Annotated in this window: 17 protein-coding genes and 2 tRNA genes; 11 read left to right on the forward strand and 8 right to left on the reverse strand. The window is 52.7% G+C overall.

The genetic code is table 11. From position 1 onward, the window contains the following. The first annotated feature begins 91 nt into the window (after positions 1-91). The 5 genes from G5367_RS07815 (at position 92) to G5367_RS07835 (ending at position 8,577) form a co-directional block, all read left to right on the forward strand. Positions 92-892 (forward strand): putative RNA methyltransferase, encoded by an 801-nt coding sequence (locus G5367_RS07815; RefSeq protein WP_421244997.1) that lies wholly within the window; start codon positions 92-94, stop codon positions 890-892. Positions 893-1,934: 1,042 nt separating this feature from the next. Next, a complete protein-coding gene (locus G5367_RS07820; protein WP_216980222.1) occupies positions 1,935-3,008 on the forward strand; it encodes a porin in 1,074 nt (357 codons plus the stop codon). A gap of 299 nt (positions 3,009-3,307) precedes the next feature. After that, the gene (locus tag G5367_RS07825; RefSeq protein ID WP_421294092.1) at positions 3,308-4,447 is read left to right on the forward strand and encodes an efflux RND transporter periplasmic adaptor subunit; all 1,140 of its coding nucleotides are present in this window, start codon (positions 3,308-3,310) and stop codon (positions 4,445-4,447) included. Positions 4,448-4,465: 18 nt separating this feature from the next. Then, entirely contained in the window at positions 4,466-7,600 is a 3,135-nt protein-coding gene (locus G5367_RS07830) for an efflux RND transporter permease subunit (protein ID WP_421244996.1), read from the forward strand. A 347-nt stretch (positions 7,601-7,947) separates the two neighbouring features. Then, positions 7,948-8,577: a murein L,D-transpeptidase catalytic domain family protein gene (locus G5367_RS07835; protein ID WP_337072495.1), complete on the forward strand. Its 630-nt coding sequence runs from the start codon at positions 7,948-7,950 to the stop codon at positions 8,575-8,577. A gap of 69 nt (positions 8,578-8,646) precedes the next feature. Here G5367_RS07835 and G5367_RS07840 read toward each other — a convergent pair whose 3' ends face one another. Beyond that, positions 8,647-9,078: a universal stress protein gene (locus tag G5367_RS07840; protein WP_005348306.1), complete on the reverse strand. Its 432-nt coding sequence runs from the start codon at positions 9,076-9,078 to the stop codon at positions 8,647-8,649. Positions 9,079-9,270: 192 nt separating this feature from the next. Between G5367_RS07840 and G5367_RS07845 the strand changes: the two genes are divergently transcribed. Next, a complete protein-coding gene (locus G5367_RS07845) occupies positions 9,271-10,023 on the forward strand; it encodes a hypothetical protein (protein WP_421245007.1) in 753 nt (250 codons plus the stop codon). A 14-nt stretch (positions 10,024-10,037) separates the two neighbouring features. Here the strand turns inward: G5367_RS07845 and G5367_RS07850 are convergent, their stop codons facing one another. Then, entirely contained in the window at positions 10,038-10,490 is a 453-nt protein-coding gene (locus G5367_RS07850; RefSeq protein ID WP_005348310.1) for an RNA methyltransferase, read from the reverse strand. A gap of 202 nt (positions 10,491-10,692) precedes the next feature. Here G5367_RS07850 and G5367_RS07855 point away from each other — a divergent pair, with 202 nt between their 5' ends. Together G5367_RS07855 and G5367_RS07860 are read left to right on the forward strand one after the other, a co-directional pair. Continuing rightward, a complete protein-coding gene (locus G5367_RS07855) occupies positions 10,693-11,784 on the forward strand; it encodes a PfkB family carbohydrate kinase (protein WP_236348681.1) in 1,092 nt (363 codons plus the stop codon). Next, complete coding sequence (locus G5367_RS07860; RefSeq protein ID WP_005348314.1) at positions 11,778-12,686, forward strand: pseudouridine-5'-phosphate glycosidase; 909 nt, start codon at positions 11,778-11,780, stop codon at positions 12,684-12,686. The genes G5367_RS07855 and G5367_RS07860 overlap by 7 nt, the downstream gene beginning before the upstream one ends. 86 nt (positions 12,687-12,772) lie before the next feature. Here G5367_RS07860 and G5367_RS07865 read toward each other — a convergent pair whose 3' ends face one another. After that, entirely contained in the window at positions 12,773-13,498 is a 726-nt protein-coding gene (locus tag G5367_RS07865) for a carbonic anhydrase (RefSeq protein ID WP_421245006.1), read from the reverse strand. 350 nt (positions 13,499-13,848) lie between these two features. Beyond that, the gene (locus G5367_RS07870) at positions 13,849-15,123 is read right to left on the reverse strand and encodes an alpha/beta fold hydrolase (RefSeq protein WP_421244995.1); all 1,275 of its coding nucleotides are present in this window, start codon (positions 15,121-15,123) and stop codon (positions 13,849-13,851) included. A gap of 192 nt (positions 15,124-15,315) precedes the next feature. Here G5367_RS07870 and G5367_RS07875 point away from each other — a divergent pair, with 192 nt between their 5' ends. After that, entirely contained in the window at positions 15,316-15,558 is a 243-nt protein-coding gene (locus G5367_RS07875) for a hypothetical protein (RefSeq protein WP_421213085.1), read from the forward strand. On the opposite strand, the gene G5367_RS07880 is transcribed toward G5367_RS07875, so the two are convergent. Further along, a tRNA-Asn gene (locus tag G5367_RS07880) sits at positions 15,537-15,612 on the reverse strand. The genes G5367_RS07875 and G5367_RS07880 overlap by 22 nt on opposite strands. A 4-nt stretch (positions 15,613-15,616) precedes the next feature. Then, positions 15,617-15,692, reverse strand: a tRNA-Phe gene (locus G5367_RS07885). Positions 15,693-15,956: 264 nt separating this feature from the next. Here G5367_RS07885 and rraB point away from each other — a divergent pair. Beyond that, positions 15,957-16,292 carry a ribonuclease E inhibitor RraB gene (rraB, locus tag G5367_RS07890; protein ID WP_041234500.1) on the forward strand — a complete coding sequence of 112 codons (336 nt, stop codon included), beginning with the start codon at positions 15,957-15,959 and terminating at the stop codon, positions 16,290-16,292. A gap of 56 nt (positions 16,293-16,348) precedes the next feature. On the opposite strand, the gene G5367_RS07895 is transcribed toward rraB, so the two are convergent. After that, on the reverse strand, positions 16,349-18,301 hold the full coding sequence (locus G5367_RS07895) for an EAL and GGDEF domain-containing protein (protein WP_419772926.1): 1,953 nt from the start codon (positions 18,299-18,301) through the stop codon (positions 16,349-16,351). A gap of 185 nt (positions 18,302-18,486) precedes the next feature. Between G5367_RS07895 and G5367_RS07900 the strand changes: the two genes are divergently transcribed. Further along, complete coding sequence (locus tag G5367_RS07900; protein ID WP_421244994.1) at positions 18,487-18,981, forward strand: hypothetical protein; 495 nt, start codon at positions 18,487-18,489, stop codon at positions 18,979-18,981. A 70-nt stretch (positions 18,982-19,051) separates the two neighbouring features. Here the strand turns inward: G5367_RS07900 and G5367_RS07905 are convergent. Then, the coding region (locus G5367_RS07905) for a type I secretion C-terminal target domain-containing protein (protein WP_421244993.1) at positions 19,052-24,607 on the reverse strand (5,556 nt) is incomplete at its 5' end.

Below are 24,607 nucleotides of genomic sequence, written 5' to 3' on the forward strand. Positions count from 1 at the left end.
TAAAAAAGGCTGCTACGGCAGCCTTTTTCGATCCTCTCCCCTATAATCCCGAACGCCTTTCACTGTTCCGGCATTCGCCCAGAGAGTTACTATGCACCTTCAATGTCCCCGTTGCCGCAGCCCGCTCCATCTTCATGAAGCCTCCCAGGGGCGCTATTGCGGCAACAAACATCACTTCGATCCGGCACCGGAAGGTTATCTGGATCTCATTCCCGGCAAGAAAAACCCCAAAGACAGCGACAGCCGCGCCCTGATGCGCGCCAAGCACCATTTCCTGGAAGCCGGACACCAACTGCCGCTGGTTGAAGCAATGGCCTCCCTGCTCTCTCCGCTGGCCCCGCAAGAGTTGATCCATCTCGGGTGCGGTGAAGGCTACTACTGCCGTGCTCTGGCAGAGCGCCTGCCCGGCTGGCAGTTTGCCGGGATTGATATCGCCAAAAACACCATCTTTGCTGCAAAAAAAGCGCAGCCGGACGGTCAATTTGTCATTGCCGATCCCGCCCGTGCGCCGCTGCAACCAGGCTCGGTTCAGGTGTTGCTGGTCAACGATCTCAAGGTCAAGACCGAACAACTGGTCAGCTGGCTGGCCCCCGGCGGCTATCTGCTCTATCTGCAGCCTGGCCCGCGTCATCAGTGGCAACTGCGGGTCAGCCTCAATCCGGTGAGTATGGAACACCCCCTCAGCTGGCCAACCCTCGACGGCCTCAATTTGATGACTCAACAGCGCTGCCAGTTCAGCTTCACCATGGATCAGGCCATGCGCAGCTTTATTCTGGAGACCAGCCGTCTCGGCTGGCGGGCAACCGGTGAGCAGCGTCACGCTTTCGCTCAACAGGGTCCGGATGAACTGGAACAGGATCTGCTGCTGACCCTGTGGCAAAAAGCAAGTTGACTACCTGGCAAGACACTCAAAGGGGCTGGGTTTCCAGGATAGCGTCGTCATCAGTGCGGGTACACAGGGAGGTGTAACAAACTGAAGCGCTGTCACGCACCCCTGGCGTTGGCTTATTTTGGCGCAATTCCTCACTGTTGCAGCAGATATAAACAAGGTATTGTTCATCAGATAACGTGCAATGTTTCCAGTATTACAGCCTGAATATGGCTGACCTTATACATGGAGCACCGATGGGACGAGGAGTGAGACTCACCGATTTTTAAACTGCCCTTTATCGGATAGAGCAAAACTGGTGAGTTGATATGCTGGCAGACGCCGACGCGTTATGGCTGTCAGGGTAAACTAGCCCATTCTTATATGGTTACGTGCAGGAAACACGGGATGGACCTGCTAGCTCCTTGACAGCAAGTACCTTAAGCAATCTGCGGAGTACTAGGTGGGTATACGTGCTGTATCCAAAACTGGGTATCGCAAGCCAGACTACCTACAGCATCAGCGCTGGGCATATCACATAGGCAACCACCATTCTCACCACTTCAACCGCCCTTTCAACCAGCTCAAGAGTGGCACGAGCAGGTCATGTTAGTGAACTCATCAGCACTCCGGATCTCCAATCTAACTATTTGTCAGCAAAAAACGGATGGAGAACCTGAGCATTATGGCGCAATACATGCTCATGCAAGATAGCAGACAACCAGGTTCACAAAGTGCTACAGGTTGTGTGCCGTCTGCTATCCAGAAAAGCGTTGGCACTATCAGCTGTGACACAGCTCACAACTTGCTTTATCGGCTTGGTTGATGAGGAATGTCGAAATACATAAAAATTAAAATGATAATAACACATTGAATTTAATTGCTTTTCACCTACTTCAAAAATGTCTTTTCTGATATTTCCAGCCCCCTTCCCCGCTCAATTAAACGGCGACAGATTCAGGCCCAGTCAAGGTTCAGGCGCCTACCGTGTGGTTATCGGACCCTTTCCGATTTCCATAGAGCCGATCACAGGTTCGGAAGTGTTTACATCAGAGGAAACATGGATATGAAAAAATCTGCACTGACTATGGCCATCACCAGCTTAGTACTGGCCAGCGGCGCTCAAGCAGCCACTGTTATTAATCAAAATGGTACTAAGCTGGATATTGGTGGCCGAGTAAACGGTGAATATTATGCCTCCGGTAACAAAGATCTCCGTGGTGATTCAAGCTATTTTCGCCTGCATGTTAACGGTGAAACGGCTATCAATAATGAGCTAAATGCTTTTGGTTTCGCTGAGTATAACTTGCCAACCTCTGGCTCTGACAACGATGAACTGCGTTATGCCTATGCAGGTATGAAGCATGATACTTTCGGAACGTTAGTCTATGGTCGTCAAGATGGTTTGTTCGATAAAGCAGTAAAGAACACCACTGATATCATGCCAGAATTTGGTGGTGATGGCCTTGGTAAAGTAAACGATCTATTTGGTACTGGACGTAGCAACGGTCTGCTTCAGTACATCTATACATACGATGGCCTCTCCTTGGGTGCTCAGTTTACCGGTGAAGGTAAAGCTCAAAATAATGACCGTTTTACCAATTCTGGTAATCATTTGATGGGGACTGGTAACGGTTTCGCCACATCAGCTACTTACAACTTTGATAATGGTCTCGGTTTGGGTGTTGCTTATAACCAAGCCAAGAAAACTAACGATCAAAGAAACTATTCATCGTTTGGTGGCGACCATGATGCCAAACTTGTTGGTGGCGCAATTAGCTATACCAATAGCGGTTTCTACATGGCAGTCAACTACTCTCATGGTGAATATCAGTCTATCGTAAACAATGGTTTTGCTGCAGAGAGCAATGGTTATGAAGCCGTAGCAAAATATCGTGCTGGCGACTTTGAACCCATCGCAGCTTACATTAGAGAAGATGTAAAAGACACCTCTAACAATATTAGCGGCCGCCTTAACGAATATGTTGACCTGTCCGTAAGATATTACTTCACCGAGAATTTCACTACCTTTGTAGATTATAAAATGAATCTGCTGGATGATGGTTCCATGAGTGGCTATAGCAAATATGGTCAGCCGACAGATGATATCGTAGCTATCTCCATGGAATATAACTTCTAATTACAGATAGCATTAAAATAAAAAATGCCGGTCATCCGGCATTTTTTTTTGCTTTTTCTTTTTGTCTTTAAAAACAATCATCAATTAATTGCTGACACAATTTGCTACAGATAAACACATTCATAACACATATCTTGGTTACACTTTAATAATTAATGAGCATACTTGATTTTGTAAATTAATACAGAATATATCTATCAAGTATTAAATATCGCCAAGGATGATTTCTGCTGTTCACTTACAGTCATAAGGTTATATCTTCTTGCCACCCATATTTTTATCAGCCAGGTAATAAATGCATGTATAGAAAACATACTCTATTGTTATCCTTTGTTATTTTTAGCTGCTCAGCACTACTCAGTGGATGCAATAGAAATACTAACACGCCATCTATAAGTACCTTACCTACTGAGGTTAGTTATATTAACTTAGTTAATGAAAACATCCCTGTCATTACAAGTTTAGTTGGTAGAGTTGAAGCAGAGCGTGTCTCTGAAGTAAGGCCCAGAGTTGATGGAATAATTTTAAAGCGTTTCTTTGAAGAAGGTGCTGATATAAAAAAAGGACAAATACTGTATCAGATTGATCCAACACCATATGAGGCAACAGTCAAAAAACTCAAAGCTGAATTAGCAAAAGAACAGGCTAATGAAGAGATGCTGAGACTGCAAGATGAACGATTTAAATATATTTTAAGCAAACATCTTATAAGTAAACAAGATTATGATAAGAATCACTCAGCTTGGCAACAGGCAAAAGCTGCCGTCATGGCTGCTAAAGCAGCACTAGATGAAGCTGAAATAAATCTTGGTTATACAAATGTACGAGCCCCTATCAGCGGAAAAATCGGTCGCTCGAATATCACTGAGGGCGCGCTGGTCACCGCCAACCAAACGGCAGCGCTTGCATCTATACAACAACTTGATCATGTCTATATTAACGTGAATCAGTCATCTACTGACCTCATCAATCTAGAAAACGCCGTAAGCAAAGGAAAAATCACTAACCTTAGCTCAACAGGAAATAATGTAAAAATATCATTAATGAATGATACCGATTACCCTCATCTTGGCAGTATAAAATTTTCTGACATTAGTGTTGACCAAGATACAGGTATGGTATTGGTTCGTGTAACAGTGCCGAATCCGGAACACAAATTACTACCGGGCATGTTTGTCAAAGCTTCAATAAAAGAGGGTTCATTAAAGGACAGCTTTTTAATACCCCAGAAAGCAATACAGAGGGCTCCTCGCGGAGAAGCATTTGTAATGACACTAACCAAAGATAATCATGTTGCAATAAAAAATGTGTCGCTAGGTAAAATGACTGGTTCTAATTGGACTGTTACATCTGGTTTGTCAAGCATTGATAAAGTTATTGTTGAAGGGATTCAAAAAATCAATCCTGGTGATTTAGTAAAACCATACCTTTATAACTAAGGCCGGAGTATCTATCACATGGCTCGTTTTTTTATAGATCGCCCTATTTTTGCTTGGGTTTTAGCCATAATAATAATGCTCTCAGGCATATTATCCATTATCTTTATGCCTATAGAGCAATACCCTGATATCGCCCCCCCAGTAGTTCGAATTACTACAAGTTACCCCGGTGCGTCAGCTGAAACTGTAGAGAATACAGTAACTCAGAATATTGAGCGGAAAATGCTTGGTATCGATAATCTGATGTATATAAAGTCAACGAGTGATTCGAATGGTAATGGTGTCACTCAACTAACCTTTGAACCAGGAACCGATCCTGATATTGCTCAGGTGCAGGTACAAAATCAGTTAAAAACTGTTGAGGCTCATTTACCTGATGCAGTAAGACAACAGGGTGTCATGGTTAAAAAAACATCCGACTCTTTTTTAATGATTGCATCAATTACCTCCAGCAATCCAAAAGTCAGCCGGGCAGACCTTTCAGACTACTTATTAAATAATATTTATGAACCACTAGGCCGGGTCAACGGTGTTGGAGAGCTACAAGTATTCGGTAGCCAATATGCCATGCGTATCTGGCTTGATCCTAATAAATTGGCACAGCTTAACTTATCTGTTGCTGATATTAAAAAAGCTATTAAATCCCAAAATTCTCAAGTATCCTTTGGTCAGCTCGGTGGAGCACCAGCCACATCAGCTCAAGACTTCAGTGCAACGATTGTTGGTCGCGGTCGTTTGAATACCAGCGAGCAATTTGAGAACATTGTAGTTTTGGCAAAAACTGATGGTAAAAATGTAAAATTGAAAGATATTGCAAGAGTAGAATTAAATAGCGAATCTTTTGACACATCTTCATTATTAAACGGCCAAGCTACGGCAGCAGTAGGTATAAAACTGGCATCTGGTGCGAACGAGATGCTTACATCAAAGCTGGTACGTGAAAAACTGGATGAATTGTCTCAACAATTCCCAATGGATTATAAATTGGAGTATCCTAACGACACGACGCCATTTGTAAAGTTATCAATTGAAGAGGTTGTAGAAACACTATTTGAAGCTGTCATCCTTGTGTTTTTTATCATGTATCTGTTTTTGCAAAATTTTCGTGCAACCTTGATTCCAACCCTCACAGTTCCAGTAGTACTATTAGGTACATTCGGGATTATGTCGGTTATGGGGTTCAGTATTAACACCCTTAGCATGTTTGGATTAGTACTGGCTATCGGTTTGCTGGTCGATGATGCAATTGTCGTCGTAGAAAATGTCGAGCGTTTAATGACGGAGGAGTCACTTTCTCCTATTGAGGCGACTCGCAAATCCATGGATCAAATCACAGGTGCACTAGTTGGTATCTCACTAGTATTAAGCGCTGTCTTTATTCCTATGGCTTTCTTTGGTGGTTCAACTGGTGTTATATATCGTCAATTTTCACTTACTATCGTTGCAGCCATGGGGCTATCTGTAATTACATCTATGGTTTTTACGCCAGCCCTCTGTGCAACCTTATTAAAAACGACACATAACAGCTCGACAAGAAATAAATTTTTTGAGACTTTCAACATATATTTTGAGAGAATGACAATCAACTACGAAACTGGCCTGGTACAAATACTTAAAAGAGGAGGAACGTTTACTCTCATCTATGTTTTACTGCTATGCGTAATGCTTGGTTTATTTAAGGTACTACCATCATCGTTCTTGCCTACGGAAGACCAGGGTTCATTTTTTGTATCGATTCAGCTTCCTGATGGAGCCAATCTAAAACAGACTCAGGCTACCTTGGAAAAAGTAAACCATTACTTTTCCAGCGAAGAAAAAAATAATGTACAGATGATGCTGGCTGTACATGGATTTAACTTCTCTGGTCGCGGGCAGAATATGGGAATGGCATTTATAAAACTACAACCATGGGACCTTCGTAAAAATGAAGACGATCAGGTTGACAGCATAATAAAACGAGCCAACAAATATTTCTCCTCAATAAAGGAAGCCAATGTAATGGCTTTCAATCAACCAGCTATTCGTGGCTTGGGAACATCTTCTGGTTTTGACTTCTTTTTGCAAGATCGTGCAAATCTGGGGCACAATGAACTAATGAATCTAGAAAAAACATTTCTGGATAATGCCAACAAGGATCCTCGACTAGCAAATGTAAGAGCTAATGGGATGAAAGATAGCCCTCAGTTTATTATCGATATTGATTATGAAAAAGCAATCGCACAAGGTGTCAGTATTGATGATATTAATGAAACTCTATCAACAGGTTGGGGTAGTAGTTATATCGATGATTTCATTGACCGTGGCCGCCAAAAACAAGTAATTATGCAAGCGGAGCCAAATTATCGAATGACTCCCGATGATCTTAACCTATGGTATATTCGTAACAGTAAAGGAGATATGGTGCCTTTCTCTTCCTTTGCGTCCACCCGTTGGAAGGTGGCATCGCCGAGGTTAGAACGTTATGATGGCTACTCTGCAGTCGAAATCGTTGGTGAGGCAGCCCCTGGCTATAGTACCGGTGACGCCATGAAGGCCGTTGAAGAAATAGCCGAAAAATTGCCCAATGGTATTACCGTCTCTTGGACAGGATTGTCCCTGGAAGAGCAAAAGTCGGGATCACAAGCACCGTATCTTTATGCTATTTCCATACTCTTTGTTTTTCTGTGCCTTGCAGCACTTTATGAAAGTTGGACAATTCCTACTTCTGTTATATTAGTAGTACCATTAGGCGTGATTGGTGCATTAGTTGCAACATATATGCGCGGGCTTGAAAATGATGTCTATTTTCAAGTTGGTCTATTAACGACAATTGGCCTGTCAGCTAAGAACGCAATCTTAATAGTTGAGTTTGCAAAAGACCTTTATGCACAAGGTGCTAATTTACAATCAGCAGTTATTGAAGCTGCTCGACAGCGTCTACGGCCAATTCTCATGACATCTTTGGCTTTCTTGCTGGGTGTTTTGCCATTAGCAATCAGTTCAGGTGCTGGAGCCAACAGTCGCCATGCTATTGGTACAGGTGTCATCGGTGGCATGATCACAGCAACTATTCTAGCTATTTTTTTCGTGCCTCTGTTCTTTGATATAGTAATGAAAAAGTTTCCACCAAAAATGTCGGAACAACTATCGGTCATACCAGAAAGTGGGAACTAGAAGAATATCGATGCTGGTTACGCCGAGTACGTATCTACCGCTGTATGATTCGGCTTAAGCTCGGATTGAAAACTGAACCAGCTCGATTCAGTTGGTGGCTATGCCACCAACTATCTGAGCAATAACAGCGATAACACTGTTGCTGCTGTTGCTCTGCACTACAGCTTCCAAGTGATTGGAAGTCAGTTATACCCTGTAATATCTATGTCTACTATTTTATTTTCTTCCGGCCGCTCTGCGGCCGTTTTTTTATTGCGCGTTTTCATGGTCTTGCATATAACTATCGAGCGGATAGCTGTAATTTCAGCCCGTTTGACAGGCAAGGATGCGCAAAGAGGGGATCAAGGATGACAGAGTTACTCGGAAAACGGTGGAGGCCACTATGGTCAGTGTTACTGTTGCTGGTGAGCATTGGCTGGAGCGGGAATAGCGCCGCCAGTAGTGAGCGCCATCTCTACCAGCAGCTTGGGCTTGCCGGTAAACTCGACAGACAAACCTTTCAAAAAGCCCTTGTCAGCTATCAAAGCGTACGCAGCAAGCAAAAAACCATCCTGACCATCATTGATTACAGCAAGCCTTCGACTCAACGCAGGCTGTTCGTCATCGACATGAAACGCCACAAACTGCTTTATCACACCTGGGTCAGTCATGGCCGAAACTCCGGCGAACTGGCCGCGGAACGCTTCTCCAATCAGCTCAACTCCCGGCAAAGCTCTCTCGGAGTATACCGCACAGCAGAGACCTATCTAGGCAAACATGGCTATTCACTTCGACTTGATGGCTTGTCACCAGGCAAAAATTGCAATGCCCGCAAACGCGCAATCGTAGTACACGGCGCCGCCTATGCCAGCCCAAACCATCTGCGTAAACATGACAGACTGGGCCGCAGCTGGGGCTGCCCAGCCCTGCCAAAGGAGCAGGCCAGGGCCATCATAGATACCATAAAAGGGGGAAGTGTCATCTACGCTCACGGCTAGCAGTAACACAATAAAAAACAAGGCCAGCAAGAGCTGGCCTTGTTTTTTATTGTGTTGCTATACAGTGAATCATTGGCGCACCACCAGTACCGGACACGGAGCATGACGCACCACGGACTCGGCAACGCTGCCTACCAGCAGATGACTGATACCGGAACGACCGTGGCTGCCCATGACGATAAGTTCAACCTCGTCTTCCTTGGCCTGAATAATGATTTCATCCGCCGCTCGGCCAAAACGAATGTCAAACGTAGCCGGGATAGGGAGGGTTGCAATCAGTTCCTTGAGTTGGGTTCTGGCCTGACGCTCCATTTCGTGAGTGATCTCAACAGCGGTCATATGAAGAATTTTGTAACTGTCAAAGCCGTGTAGTTGGTCAACGACATGGATCAGCTTGAGCTGGGCCTGATGGCTCTGCGCCATGAATACGGCATAGTCGAGTACAGTCCGGGACATTTGGGAAAAATCGACAGGACAAAGCAGAGTTTTGATCGATGGCATAACGCAGTCTCCTCTACTGATTGGGGTGCTATTGAATCTTGAGACCATCATAACCATCAGATTGAAAATAACCCTCGACCCTGTCGCAAAATGAACATCATGGATTTTTTCTGTACGCCGTCACCATCAATGCCATGGTATAAAGTAGGTCATGAGTGTTTTTCCTCTACCCCAGTGAGGCCAGCTCTGACCATGCTACGCATCTGTCTGTTGCTCTGTTGTCTGTGTACTGCGGTTAATTGCCGGGCAGAGTCTATTGACGTTTATTGCGATGATTGGCCCGGTTTTTGTCAAAAGGATGGCAAAGGCCTTTATCTTGATCTGGTGCGAGCCATCTACCAGCCTCACGGTTACCAGGTCATCCCCCATATTGTGCCCTATAAACGTGCCCTCGCGATTATTGCTAAAAAAGGAGGAGATATCGCCATGGGGGTATATCGCGATGAAGTCTCCGGCGTACAACAGCCTCGCTATGCGGCATCAGCCGATGACCTGACCGTATTCATGCTCAAAAAATGGCAGCCCCAGTGGCAGGGAGAGCAAAGTCTGGAAGGGCAAACCGTGATATGGCGACGAGGCTGGACATTCGACAAATACATTACGGTCAACATGCTGTGGCATGAAATTGATAGCGATGAGCTGGCTCTGCAACTGCTCGGTAAAGAGCGTTATCGTTATTACCTGACTGCCGGCGTGCTCTATGTGGATGAGGCTATCCCTCCCGAGCTGCATCGTGTCTTCCTGCGCTGGATCCCGACCTATCCCATCTTTGCCAATACCCAGCAAGGCAACCGGATGTTGCAGCTCTGGGATAAGGAGATGGTTCAGTTGATCCGCAGCGGGGCTTTGGCAGAGATCTATAAGCACTATCAGCTCTATGACTACTATCAGGGTTTTATCAAAGAGCTGGAGCAGAAAGTGGCGACCAGCCCTGCAACTGAGTGATAGCGTTGCGCTAATTACTCTCCCCTCATTCCCTTGGCCAACCGATCATAGAGGATCACATTGACCGAGGCAGCCAGATTCATGCAACCCCGGGTCGGCACATAAACCACATCTTTCACCGCCCCGTAGAGTGCGGGATCGAGTGTGCCATCCTCCGGTCCGAAGATATAGAAGGCACGCTCCGGATGAACGTAGTCCGGGAGCGGCGTGGCTCCGTCGATCAGATCGACCACCACGGGCACACAACCTTGCGGGATAAACGCCATCAGGTCATCCACCCCGAGCAGCGGGATCTTCTCCACCATCTGCTTGGTATCAGTGGCAAAGCGGCGTGCCAGCTCAAATCGGTTGCCGGTGTAGTAGACCTCATCCACTCCGTAGCAACCCGCAGCCCGCATCACCGAGCCGACATTTTCCGGGGACTTGGGATTGACCAGCCCCACACAGCAGAATGCACTCTTTTCCATTATCTCTCCTCATCTTGCTGCGGCCATTATAAGCCGCAATGGAACGTCAACCCGGTGAAAAATACTTCGGCCGGCTTACCCGTTCACCAACCAACCCACATGACGTTTTTTTGTGCGCGAACCGACAAATTTTGTATAACCCGATAGCTAGAAAACGTTTATCAGCAATAATAGACAAACGTTTTTAAATGGATATTTGTCTATGACCGAGCGTGAACAAGAGATCCTCGCCCTGTTGCGTCAGGATCCCATGATTGCCCAGCAGGATCTGGCCGACAACCTCGGCATTAGCCGCTCTGCGCTGGCCAGCCATATCTCCAGCCTGATCCGGCAGGGATATGTGCAGGGCAGAGGCTATGTACTGCGAGAGGGGCCCTATGTAGTCGTGATCGGCGGTGCCAATATGGATATATGCGGTACCAGCCACGACAACCTGCTGCTCGGTGACTCCAACCCGGGCAAAGTGCGCACTTCAGCCGGTGGTGTCGGCCGCAATATCGCCGAGAATCTGGCGCGATTAGGGAGCGATACCCGGTTGCTGACTGCCGTCGGCAACGACCAGTATGGTCACCATCTGCTAGAGGTGAGTCAACGAGCCGGCGTCGATGTACGCCAGACCCTGGTGCTCGATGGTCACGCGACCTCCTGCTACCTCAGCATTCACGATGGGAGCGGTGAAATGAGCTGCGCCATTAACGACATGGCTATCATAGAGCAGCTCACCCCTGCCCGCCTGACCCCCCTTGGCGGCTTTCTCGGGGGTGCCAAGCTCTGGGTGCTCGACACCAATCTGGCCATCCACACCCTCGACTGGCTGTTCGAACGACAGGGGGATCACGCCATCTTTGTCGATACCGTCTCGGTGGCCAAGGTGGAGAAGATCCGCCCCTGGCTCGGCAAGATCCACACCCTCAAACCCAATCGCAGCGAAGCCGAACAGTTGTGTGGCATGACCATCGCCGGGCCAGACTCTTGGCCCATGGTAGCCGCCTGGTTCCACCGCGCCGGAGTCAAGCGATTGTTCCTCAGTCTGGGTGAGCAGGGGATCTTCTATAGCGACGGCGAGCAGCAGGGCCACCTGCCGATACTGGGCAGCCCGGTGCTCAACGTCACCGGTGGCGGGGATGCCTTTATGGCCGGCCTCGCCCACGCCTGGCTGCAAGATCTCGATATCACACAGACCACCCGTTTTGCCCTGGGCTGTGCCGCCCTCACCGTCAATTGTTCCGATACCGTTTTTTCCGGTCTCTGCAAAACCGCCGTTGACCGCATACTGGAGGAGTACCCATGCTGAATACTTACCTCGATATTCAACCGGAAGTTGCTGCCGCGCTGGCCGCTGGCAAACCAGTCGTTGCCCTCGAATCCACCATTATCTCCCACGGCATGCCCTATCCGCAGAACGTGGAGACGGCCCGTCAGGTAGAGCAAGTGGTACGCGATAACGGCGCTATTCCAGCCACTATCGCCATCCTCGACGGCCGCCTCAAGGTGGGTCTCGATGCGGGGGCGCTGGAAGCGCTGGGCCGGGCAGGCCACGACGTAACCAAGTGCAGCCGCCGGGATATTCCGTTCGTGCTGGCACGCAAGGGAATGGGCGCTACTACCGTCGCATCCACCATGATCATCGCCGCCATGGCGGGGATCCGGGTCTTTGCCACCGGCGGTATTGGCGGGGTACATCGCGGTGCGCAGGAGACCTTCGATATCTCAGCCGACCTGCAGGAGCTGGCACAAACGCCGGTGGCTGTGGTCTGCGCCGGTGCCAAGTCGATCCTCGATATCGGCCTGACGCTGGAGTATCTGGAGACCCAGGGCGTGCCGGTGATCGGCTATCAAACGGGCGAGCTGCCCGCCTTCTACACCCGCGAGAGCGGCTTCAAGGTTGACTATCGCCTCGATACCCCGGCAGCCATCGCCGAGGCGCTGCGCCTCAAGTGGGAGCTGGGACTGGCGGGCGGCGCCGTAGTGGCCAACCCCATCCCGACCGCACACGCCATGCCGAAAGCCGATATCGACGCGGCCATCGCCCGAGCGCTCCATGAAGCGGACGAGCAGGGGATCAAGGGCAAGGCGTCAACCCCCTTCCTGCTGGCCCGCGTCTGCGAACTGACCGGCGGCAACTCGCTGGCAGCCAACATCCAGCTGGTACTGAACAACGCGGCCCTCGGCGCCCGCATCGCTGCTAGCCTGTAATCGCACACCGATACCTCGCCATGTAAAAGAGGGCCTGACGGCCCTCTTGTTGTTTTTGCTATCTACTGTGCTATTGCAACGCTGTGTTATTGCAGGACCACGCGCCCATTGAGCGGTTGAACCGGCCGGTTGTTGGGGTGGTGCATCACCGCCTTGAAGGCGTCGGTCTGGGCCTGACTAACCTCAACCGGCTGCTTCATCACCAGCCAGCGCACTCCTTCCGAGCAGGGAGGCGTCGTAAGGGAGCCGCTGAAGCGATAGTAGTCACGATTCTCGGGCAGTAGTTGCTCAGCAGAGAGCGGTGCCTTGAGGGTGTGGATCTCCCCCACCTTGGCCGGTAGTTCACCCCAGGCTGACGCCAGTGCCGGATTGGCCTTACCAGCCTCGAACATCACCGCCACCACGGCGATCTCTCCCTTGTCACTGACGTGTACCAAATGCCCTTCCAGCGGATAGGATTTGCCCTCGATGAGGTTCTCACTCGGGGCGTGGAAGTGGAACTGCTTTAGTTCAAACGTGGTGCCATCGAGTTGCAAGGTGCTGCCCGGGGCATAACCGACCTGCACGGTATGACCGTTGTTGACCACTGTGTTGCCACCCGCCTGATAGTGGAGTACCAGCGGGGCCAGTTTGGCCTCGACCAATCCGCTCAGGTCAACCGGCGACTGATTGCTGCCCGCACACTGACCAAACTCAGGGGTCAGCTTGGCCCAGTGGGCAGGCCCCGCCTCACCGCTATATTCCCAATGGGGGGCGGCAGCAAACACGACAGGGCACAGCAACAGGGAGCAGGCCAACAGAGACTTTCTCATCATACATCCTTATCTTGATTGAAAAGCACAACCATCCCATCCCCCTGATAGTGGGGCATGCAGAGATGGCATATCTGATACGCGGGATACAGAGCGGTAGAGCGACTTTCTAATGGTAACGAGCAAGGGCTGGTCAATCGATTTGACTGCCGCTCAATTCAGAGTCGTTTGGCAAGTATATGGTGAGGGATCGGCAGATACAGTGAAAGAGGGGGAAATTAATCAGCCAGCAATCCACTCATCGTCTGGCGGATACGAGTCAAGGTTCAGGGAGTCACGCTTTCATAACAACCATCCATCACAACCATCGCGGGAGTCCGGGCTCCCGCGATGGTTGCCGATAACGGCAATTAACGGTCGCGATTCAACGCGATCAGGCGATCAAGAATCGCCTCACCATCGGCACGCAAACCGTTGTGCTCATACTCATTGGTGATCCAGGCGCGACTGTTGCCAAGACCACGCAGAGTTTCGCGACTGTAGTCAAACTCCACATACATATCCTCGGCATAAACGGCGCATGCTACCGGCACCTTGTTGCGGGCCAGTTGGGCCGGATTATAGAGCGCCCCCCAGTCCGCCTTGTTGGCCAGCAGATGAGCCGCCTCTTTCAGGGGCTGCAACTCGCGGAACTGCTCGAACATCCAGGGGTAAACCATCTCTCCGGTGAAGGTGAAATCCTTGCCGGGCACCCAGTTCACCGCAGGAAACTCCCCTCTGACCCGGTCCGCCGCCCAGCGAGTCGCCTCCCCCTCGGCGTAGATAGCCTCGTGCAGGATGGCAAACAGCGGGTTGGTATTGAATGGCTGCATGCTCTGCACCTGATAGAGAAAGGCCGGGCTCAGCTTGTCGCCGATAAAGGCCTCTTCCAGCAGGTAATAAAGCTCCTCAAAGGCACCAGTAGCACCGAGATCCAGCCCTTGCTGCTGGAACTGCTCCACCGTCAGGCGCTGACCGTTGGGCAGCCGCACATCATGCTGGTGCAGATGGTTGGCCAACCGGTTGGCAATCCCCTGAACGTGGGGGAAACGGGCGAAGAAGGCACGGTTCTTGTCAGCCACCCTCTGGTAGGTGGCGCGGTAAACCTCCTCGGCGCTGCGGCCAATCGGCGCGATGCCGCCGGTGATATAGACCTCCCGCAGGCTATCGGGGAAGAGCGAGAGATAGGTCAGGCAGCAAAAACCGCCAAAACTTTGCCCCAGCAGGCTCCAGCGATGCTTGGGGCTGAGCTCCTGCCGGATGAACTCGGCATCTTGCACTATGCTGTCGGCGCGAAAATGGCCGAGATACTCCGCCTGCTCGGTCGGTGTCATTTTGGCCAGAATATGCCCATGGATGGGGCTCGACATCCCGGTGCCACGCTGATCCAGCAGCAGCACTCTGAACTCCTGCAACGCCCGCTTGAGCCAACCACTGTTAGCCGTCGGGCGCGGCGCCCCGAATCCCGGCCCCCCTTGCAAAAACAGCAGCCAGGGCAACTTCTCATCGAGCTTGTCTTTACGGCAGAGGGTACGGGCAAACAGGGTAATGCTATCACCATCCGGCTCATCATGATCGAGGGGAACGTTAAAAAAGTGCGGCTCGCAGTGGATGCCGTCCAGTACATAGCTCAAGGGGCTGTTCATCTGGGATCTCTCCGTCAGGATGGGAACATCATTGATCTCATCATATCCCCGCCCTGCACCAGGGTCACTCCGGTTTTCCAAAATGTTTACAATGGCTTAAAGGTCGAAACATCTCCAGAGAATACACGGTTCAACTGTGCTGAATTAATTGTTTTGCGAGGGAGATTGACGCCATCGCGCCATTCAACAAAGATGGCGAGCCTGCACAGGAGTGCGACAAAATGGATAAGGAAACGTGATGAAACCGAAGTGGATCAGGGCCAGAAAAAGAGAAAAGAAGCCCTGCCCTGGCAACATGCTGCAGACCGGAATGCTGTTGTTCAGTGCCACCTGTGGTGCGACGCTCTTTTTGGCGGCATGCAACAGCAACTAGAAATGAAAAAGCCCGCTCGATTGAGCGGGCTTTTCGAATTTGGCTCCTCCTACTGGACTTGAACCAGTGACATACGGATTAACAGTCCGCCGTTCTACCGACTGAACTAAGGAGGAATTGTGGTGCCCAGAGACGGAATCGAACCGCCGACACGGGGATTTTCAATCCCCTGCTCTACCGACTGAGCTATCTGGGCAACGGCGCGCATTAAACCCTTTCCTGCGCAGAGTGTCAACCATGATGGCACGATAAAAAGCGCGTTCGCTCAACAACTGAACGCCATGGCCATATATCACCCATTTCAGTCCCTTTTCCCACACTTGCTGGCCCCTGCATGCCTACAGGCAGCGTCAATATGATAGAAATTAGAGGGTCAGCAGGTCAGCCACATTGAGCCGAATCCACTCTGCGAGTATGCTTTGCCGCAATGATACCGCCTGGAGGCAACATGAGTCTGAATATGCAAGAGTGGCGTGATGAGACCACCGAGATCGTCAACGAACTGCTGGCCGATGGCAGCAATCCCGATGCGGATTACGACATCGAGCACCACTTCGCCTGCCAGGATTTCGACCGTTTGGAAAAAGCAGCGGTTGACCTGTTCAAGGCCGGATTTGAAGTGACCGATGCCGAAGAGATGGAGCTGGATGACGGCGCCACCATCTTCTGCTTCGATGCCACCATCGAGTGCAAACTGGATGTCGAAGCCATCGTTGCCGATATCGAAAAGATGCTGCCCATCCTGGAAAAATACGGGGTGGACTACGATGGCTGGGGCACCTACTTTCAGGATTGATCCCTGCCACAAACAGAGAGGCCACCTGTGGGTGGCCTCTCTGTTATTGCAGACTGTCACAAATAACTGGCGGCAAACTGGTCGGGCGGCAACGGGGGGCTGAACAGATAGCCCTGTAGCCGATCACAACCCGCCTGGGTCAGCCACAACTGCTGCTCGACGGTTTCCACCCCTTCTGCAGTAATGCGGATCCCCAGCTCATGGCCAAGTCCGATGACCGATCGCACGATGGCGGTGGTGGCACTGTTGCTGACCAACCCCTGGGTGAAGCTGCGATCCAGCTTGAGCGTGGCGACCTTGAGCCTTGGCAGATAGGCCAGCGAGCAATACCCGGTACCGAAATCATCGATGGCCAGTTGAAAACCGGCGGCGATCAGGTTATCTAGGTTGGTCTCAATCTCATCGGCATTCTCCATCAAGACTCCTTCAGTGATCTCCAGCTCCAGCTGGCCTGCATTCAGACCATGACGGGCAATGCAGCCCTGCACCAGCTTGCAGAGCGCCGGATCACGAAACTGCAACGGCGAAAGGTTGATGGAGAGCACCATATCCGACCGAGCGGTTTGCCACTGGGCCAACTGAGCACACCCCAACTCCAGCATCAGCTGACCAAGTTGGCCGATGATCCCCATCTCTTCCGCCAGTGGAATGAACTCTTCCGGCGAGATCATGCCAAGTTCAGGATGCGGCCAGCGGCAAAGTAATTCTGCGCCACAAAGCTGATGGGTTGTGCTGCTGATAATGGGTTGATAGACGGCAATCAGCTGGGATGACTTGATGGCGAGCGGCAACTGGGCGGCGATCAGCTGGCGCCGCTTAAGTCTCGCCTGCAGATAAGGATCAAACAGGGTGCAGTACTGCTGCTGCCGCTTGCCCTGCGCCAACGCTGCTTCGGCGTGGCTAAGCAACCGCTCGGCATCGTTTGCCCGCCCCTGAGCCAACCCCAGAAACACCGGGATCTGGATACGATGCTCTTCCACCTGATAGAACTCCATCAACTGCTGCTGCAGATGCTGGTTCCACTCCAGCAAAGGCTCGTTGAACTCGGGAAGTAGCAGACAAAAGTCATCGGCAGCCACACGGCAAAGCAGGGTTCGCGGCGGAACCAACTGCTGTAGTCGCTTGGCCACCTGGCTCAGCAGGCGATCGGCAATCCGGATCCCGAAACGATCGTTAACCTCACGAAAGTGGTGCAGATCGACCAGCACCAGCGTGGCGCTGCGGCCCCCCAAATGGCGGCTGGTCTGCAAGAAACGGGAGAGTTTGAGCAGCCCGGTGAGGCTGTCGTAGTGCTGCTCCTGCTGCAACTGCGCCTGGGTGGTCCGCAAGCCGGTGATATCGCGTCCCAGCGTCAGGATCCCGAGGGAGTGACCATCACCATCGGGGACATCGACCCGGGTGATCTCCATGTGCCGCCCCTGCCCGCTGGCATCCAGCAGGCAACATTCGCCGCGGCCCATCCCTTGGGGGGCCGCCAACCGATATGGTATCTGCTGACCCAGCACCTCATCCGCCCCCTGACCAATAAAGTCGAGAAATGCCTGGTTACACTCCAGCAACACCCCGTTGTGATCATCGAAACGGATCAGGTCAGGGATGGCATCGAGCAGAAAACGCTGCAACAACTGCTGTTTTTTGACCGTCTGTTCCAGGTGCTTGCGCTGGGCAATCTCGTTGACCATTCCGAATACGGCATATGGCTCACCCTGAGCCGTGTAAAGCGGGATCTTGTGCACCTCCATCCAGCAGGTCTCACCGCCCCGGTTGCAGTGCAACTGTTGATGAAGCAAGGGACCCCCCCCCGTCAGCAACTGCGCATCCTCAATGCGAAATACATCACCCCATGGCATCTCTGCATCACTCTTGCCGACCACCTCGGCGGGTGAACCCAGCCTGGCCTCAATGGCAAATTCACGATTGGCAAACAGGTAGCGACCATGCCTATCACGACAAAAGATACTCATTGGCAACTGGTCGATGATCTGCTGCAGCAGATCCGGGGTAAGCATGTTGGTCACAGAGGCGCTTATGGAGGAATTTCGAGCAAATCTATGATAGCAAACCAATTTTGTAAAGCACCCCCGGTAACCCCTTCTTTCACACCGATGCAGCACGCATGCTGACAGAGGTTGTCGCTCAGGTGATAATAGGCACCGGTTGGCCAATGGCCTGATAAATGGACGAGAGAAGCAAGATGAAAAAGATGATGGGGTGCGCATTGGCGCTGTTGCTGGCGGGTTGTGCTGGTGACAATAACGGTGGTGAGGAGTATCGCTACAATCCGCCGGTCGCCAAAGCGACCAACAATACCCAGGAGATGGCGATCCCGGTGGATCTGGTATGGGCTCGCGCCGAGAAATGGTTCACCGATCACGGCCTCACCATCGAAAACAGTCAGCGCGGTGCCGGCCTGATGACCGCCAATGTCAACCAATCAGCCGACGGACTGGAGTGGCTGGACTGCGGTACCATTGGTTCAAAAGTAGCACTGGGCAACCCAAACCTGCAGATCAACCTGATCATCACCCAGAGCGGCAACAGCAGCGTGGCCACTGTCAACGTCAAGGGCAACACCGAGCTGTTCTTTGTTGAATCCTCAGGCGAGCGCGTACCAGCCCCGTCCATCAAGCCGGTCTGTGTCTCCCGCGGCTCTCTGGAGCAGAGCCTGTTCGCCACCCTCGGCAACTGATTTCACTTACCTGCAAAGATAAAAAAAGCGGCAGATTACTCTGCCGCTTTTTTATTGCCCCGAGTTGGGCTTACTTGTCGATATCGAGCATGTTGTTAGTCAACATGTAATCGATCACCTGGTTGGCAGTGGTACCGGCCCCCCCCGTCAGACTATCGAAGGTATGGTTCATCAGTACAATCTCCTGAGTCACCGGCGCAGTACTGCTCTCCTTGACCTGTAGATGTACCCCCTCATTGTCCTGGAACACCGACAGCAGGCTCTTCAGATCGTTCTGGTTACGAGAACCATCGTGATCCAGCAGGTCGCTCAGATCCAGCTTGTCACCTTCCGCCTTGGAGAAGTCGACCACGTAATCCTTGGCAACGCTGCCTGCGGCTGTGTCGCCCTGCAGCCAGGTGAAGGTATCGGCACCGCCATCCCCCTTGAGGATGTCATTGCCAAGCCCGCCGACCAGGATGTCATTGCCCAGACCGCCGATCAGGTTATCGTCGCCGATTCCACCAAACAGGGTATCGTTGCCACTGCCACCGTACAGGGTATCGTTGCCGCTCTCGCCATACAGGGTGTCGTTGCCGGCACCACCGAACAGGATGTCGTTGCCGGCACCACCGAACAGGAAGTCATCGCCACCCTGACCGAACAGGATGTCGTTGCCATCCCCACCAATTAGCACGTCCGCCTTGTCATTGCTGGAGGACTGATCGAACTCGCTGGCATGGTCCGTGATGTAGTCATGGACCTGGGCATCGGTCACCGAGCCTGCGCCCAGCTTGCCGGCCACATACTGCTTGATGGCCGCGTAGCCTTCACCATTGATACCGGCGAAGTGGATGGCATCCCCGAACAGGATATCGTCGCCAGCACCGCCGTCGATCCGGTCACTGCCCGGCAGGTTGTTCACCGACGTGCCCAGAATAGCGTTGGCCAAATCGCTGGCGTTGACGCCGGTCATGATGACGCCGTCAGAGTCGTAGGACTTGAGATCGTTGTAGGAGATGTTGGCCCCCAGTCCGATCGCTTCTACCGTAACCCCCATCCCTGTAAGCAGCCCAAAACCTGCTACCGAGTTATTGATAGTTGAGCTGGAGGTAGTGCCGCCATCACCATCCAGTGTTGAGTAGGTATATCCCCCTCTACCATCCGGACGCATAAAACCAATCGGGTTGCTGTATCTACCATCGGCATACACTCGGCCAGCGCTATCGATGATGGTGTAGCCATTGGAGCTATATACCCGACCCGGAATATAGGTGCCACCAAGCAGACTGTTGAGATAGACGTCATAGTTGCTACCTGAGAAATTCAATACCCTCGGGTTGGAACCTTCGTTACCGAGGTAATAAGTCGGCTGCCCATCGGTAATGAAATAGGTCAGATTCTTGGCATTACTGTTACTTTGAGCCGTAGAACTACTGAACCAGTTGGCAACCGTCTTGAACACATCTTCATAGTTGGTACCCCCTCCGCTACTCATGGAATCGATTACAGCCTGCAGCTGATTCAAGGCATTGCTGTCTTTCAGGTTCACACTAATACTGGCATTCGACAGAGCATCAAAGTCAACCAGCATGATGTTGACTGTACCAGCCCCTTCGCTACCTGCGCTCGCCTTGAGGCTGGCGAAGATCTGTGCCAGCTGGCTCTTGATGGTGTTCATGGCGCTGGTGCCGATACTGCCCGAGCTGTCGATCATAAAGGCGATGTTGTAGTTCTGGCCCGGCAGCACCACGCTGCCATCCAGATCCCCGACCACGATATTGTGTTCGCTGCCATAGGTGCGGTTCTGATCGCCCGGCTCCCCTTCGGTAGAAAGGAAGTAGCTCATGCGGATCGAGTCCTGATCCGATGCGCTGCTGGTCTGATCGGTCGCCACTTCCTTGGCGATGGCTTCAACCTTGAGGTCGAACTGGCCGGCACTGCTGCCCGGCACCCGCAGGGTCAGACCGGTCAGTTTGATGTCCAGTGCACTCTGGTTCCACAGACCGCTCAGCGTCAGCGTGCCATTGGCCCCCACGGTACCGAGCGCGGTGGAGCCCTGATAGAGGGTCGACCCCGTCGGCATGCCGGTCAGCACCAGGCTGTCGAACTGCTCGCTACCATCCCGGTCGGTCAGGGAAGCAGTGATCTCGAGCGGGTAATCCACCACGCTCGGCTGTACCGCCGTCAGGGTGCCGTCGGTCTGGTTGAACTGGTAGATACCGTCATCAAACTGCACCAGCTCGATGTCGTAGAGCGACTTGCTGATGGTGACGCCGTTCTCCTTCACCAGGAAGTTGAAGCCGCCATCACTTCTGCGCTCGATGACATAGTTGGCACGCGAGCCCATCAGTACGGCCAGATCGGTACCGGCACCGCCAAACAGGGTATCGCCACCCAGCCCGGCCACCAGGATATCGTTGCCGGTACCGCCGTCGAGGGTGTCACCTGAGGTGGAGTTACCACCGACCAGCACGTCATTGCCAGCACCGCCGACGAAGTAATCGCCGCCACCCTTAACGCTGACGATGTAGTCATTGCCGTTGCCACCCACCACTTGATCCTGACTGGTGGTGCTGTCGGTCAGACTATTGGTGATGCCAAAGTTGCCCTTGTTGAAGTTGCCGCTCTGGAACGCCCCGGTGGAGATGCCGGACGACGGGTACTGGGTATAAAGCGGGACGCCGTTGCCCGTCAGGCTGATGTCGACCACCGGCTTGTCCGCGAGCGCCGTGATATCGATCACCAGCTTGCCTGAGTTACTCAGGTTGGCACCATCGCTGATCTGGTAACCCAGATTGGCGTAGTCCCCTTGCTGGTTGCCCGTCGTCGTACCGCCACCATTGAGGGCATTGCTGCTGGATTCATTGAGGCTAGGCACAAAGCGCAGATGGCCGCTGTCGATATCGGCGTAGGAGACAAGATCCCCCACCTTCACCGCAATCCACTGGCCAGCAGCGTTCAGGTATTCCAGCTTGCCGCTCAGCGGCAGGGTGTTGATCTGCACGCTCAGGTCAGAAGCGGCCTGATCATCGCTGGCACCAAACTGGGCCCACTTCAGCACCAGTGGCGTGTCCTCCTTGCCGGCACTGTAGCCACCCGTGGTCACCGGCGCCCGATCGTTGTCCACTATGGTGCCGGTCCCGCTCTGCCCACCGATGGTCACCGAGAGGGTCTCGTTCGTTTCGATCAAGCGATCGTTCACCGTCGGGATGGTCACAGTGAAGTCCGACACGCCGGCTGGTACTGTGATCTTGCCGGTAGTGCTGTTATAGGTCACACCATTGCTGAACTGGGCATTGCCCCAATCCTGGTTGGAAGCGGGGTTGTTGCCCGAACCACGAATGGCGAAATCGTATTCAGTCGCTTCCTGGGTCGCATCTGACAGGGTGACTTTGTGCAGCAGATTGCCCCCTTCGGTTACGCTCTCGCTGGAAACTCCCTGAACCAGCGGCGTGAAGAGAGGCTTGGTTGCAAAGGAGCCAATGCTGGCGTCGCCGTCACCATCCACCACCCGGATCTGGAAGTCGATGTCACCATCACCCAGAGGTTTGGACATACGCTGATACTGGAAGAACTCCCACTTGCCTGTGGCCGGCGTAAACTCCAGCTTGAAGACGAGGTTGCCGTCCGCATCCTTCCCGACCAGGGTATTGGCGCCGCTGGCGGTGATGGCGATGGCAGAACCGGAAGCCGTTCGCAGACCATTTTCGAAGGTTGCCGGGTCCATTACCAGCCCGATGGAGCCCTTGCCGTCCGCCCCCCACTGCGGGGTCACGGTGCCGGAACCATAGGCGATTGCCTGCACCGTGTTGGAACCGAGGAACTCGATGCTCTGTACGGTGAAGTCGCTGTTGTCGGAGGTATTGGTGTTGCCGTTGTTGGTCGCCTTAATCACCATGGTATCAAAGCCACCCTGCTGCACCTGGAAGTTCTGGTTGAACTCCCCACCCGATGCGTTGGAGTTGAATACCAGGGTACTGATCAGTACACCACCGCGATAGAACTCCACGACCCCGCTCTCGAGCTCGCCGCCAAACATCTTGCTGAACTTGATGTTGGCGCCGTAGGCAACCTTGCCTGCATCCAGCCTGACGATCAACTGCTCGGAGGCGGACGATCCGTCAGCAAAGTGACGGAAGTCAATCTCGTTGGCGAGGTTGTGGTAAGGCGCAGCTCCGCTGGCCACCCCCAGCCCCGAGCTGGAACCGTTGACCACCGCCGTTACCAGTGAGGAGTCTGTTGCCGACTTGAAGCCCAGGGCGCTGATAGTAAAGCCCGCCATGTTCAGAGTGCTCTGGTTGCCACTGTACTTGGTCAGGTCAAAGAGCCCGGTCAGCACGTTCGGAATATCGGTCTTCACCACGGAAACGGCATCGCTGTTGTCGGCAATTGGGGAGTCGTCCTCAACGCTGACATCCAGCTTGTCCTTGGTGACGCCGCTGCCATCGGAGACCTCCACATCCAGCTGGAACGACAACTTGTCTTCCGAGGTCGTATCCCCGTGGTCGAGGGGACCCTTGAGGGTCACGTCATAGGTCCACTCTCCCTTTCCACTGGCATTGGGTGCCGTCAGCTTGACCTCGACCACCGCCTTGTAATCGGCGCCGCCAATCACTCCTGTGTAGCCAACCAGCGTCTTGCTGCCCGCATCCCAGCTCCACTGGACCTTGGCCCCACCGGACGTCAGCCCGGCCGGTCCATTCAGGGAAATGTTGAGTGTGCTGCTGTCGATGTCGCCCACCGAGAGGGTACCCGACGCCTTGATGGCATTGGTGGTATCCGGGTTGCCGACCGTGTCGGCAATGCCGTTTGCCAACCCCTCTTCAGAGACGACAACCCCGTTGGAGATGGTCAGCGTCGGCAGATCGTTGACCGCATCCACCTTGATGGTCACGGTTGCGGGACTCGCATCCACGGCGCCGTCGTTGTCTACCGCCGCATAGTTGAAGCTGGTGTTGCCGTTCCAATTCGCATTCGGAGTGAAGGTGAGCTTGCCGGCGTCCGCCACCGCAATGCTCTGATCCACGGTCACCGCAACCCCGTTCAGATAGAGGATGCCGTTGGCAGGCAGGCTCTTGATGGTGAAACTCACCACGTTGCCATCAATGTCGCTGCCACTGAGGGTCGGAATGGCGATGCTGGCGGCATCTTCCTGACCGTTTGCCTGTTTATTCACAGTCTCCGGCGCTTCATTCAGGATCTGCGCGTTGTCGCTGCCCGGCAGTGAGACGTTGCCCGCCTTGTCGGTCTGGGTTGCCGTCACCGTCAACGACTTGCCGTTGGCCGGGGTCGCCTCCGTCCAGCTGATGGTGCCGTTCTGATAGCCGTAGCTCTTGCCATTGCTTGCCAGCAGGGTGCCATCGGCCTTGAGCGTCAATTGGACAGTACTGTTCACCCCACCATTGTTGATGGTCAGCGTCACCTTGCCGCCCGCAACCAGGTCTGTGTGATTGATCCCGGCACGTACCTGGATCTGATCATTGCCAATCTCGGCCTTGGTCAGCATTTGGTCATTATTGGTGTCATCGACGATGGTAACCACTGGAGCCGACGCTGCGGTGGTGTCACCCATGGTGGCGCTATCGCTGCCCGGCAGGGAGACGTTGCCCGCCGCGTCGACGATGGTGGCCGTCACGGTGAGCTG

The organism is Aeromonas sp. 604282, assembly GCF_049170575.1.
In the GTDB taxonomy this organism is placed as follows: Bacteria; Pseudomonadota; Gammaproteobacteria; order Enterobacterales; family Aeromonadaceae; genus Aeromonas; species Aeromonas veronii_A.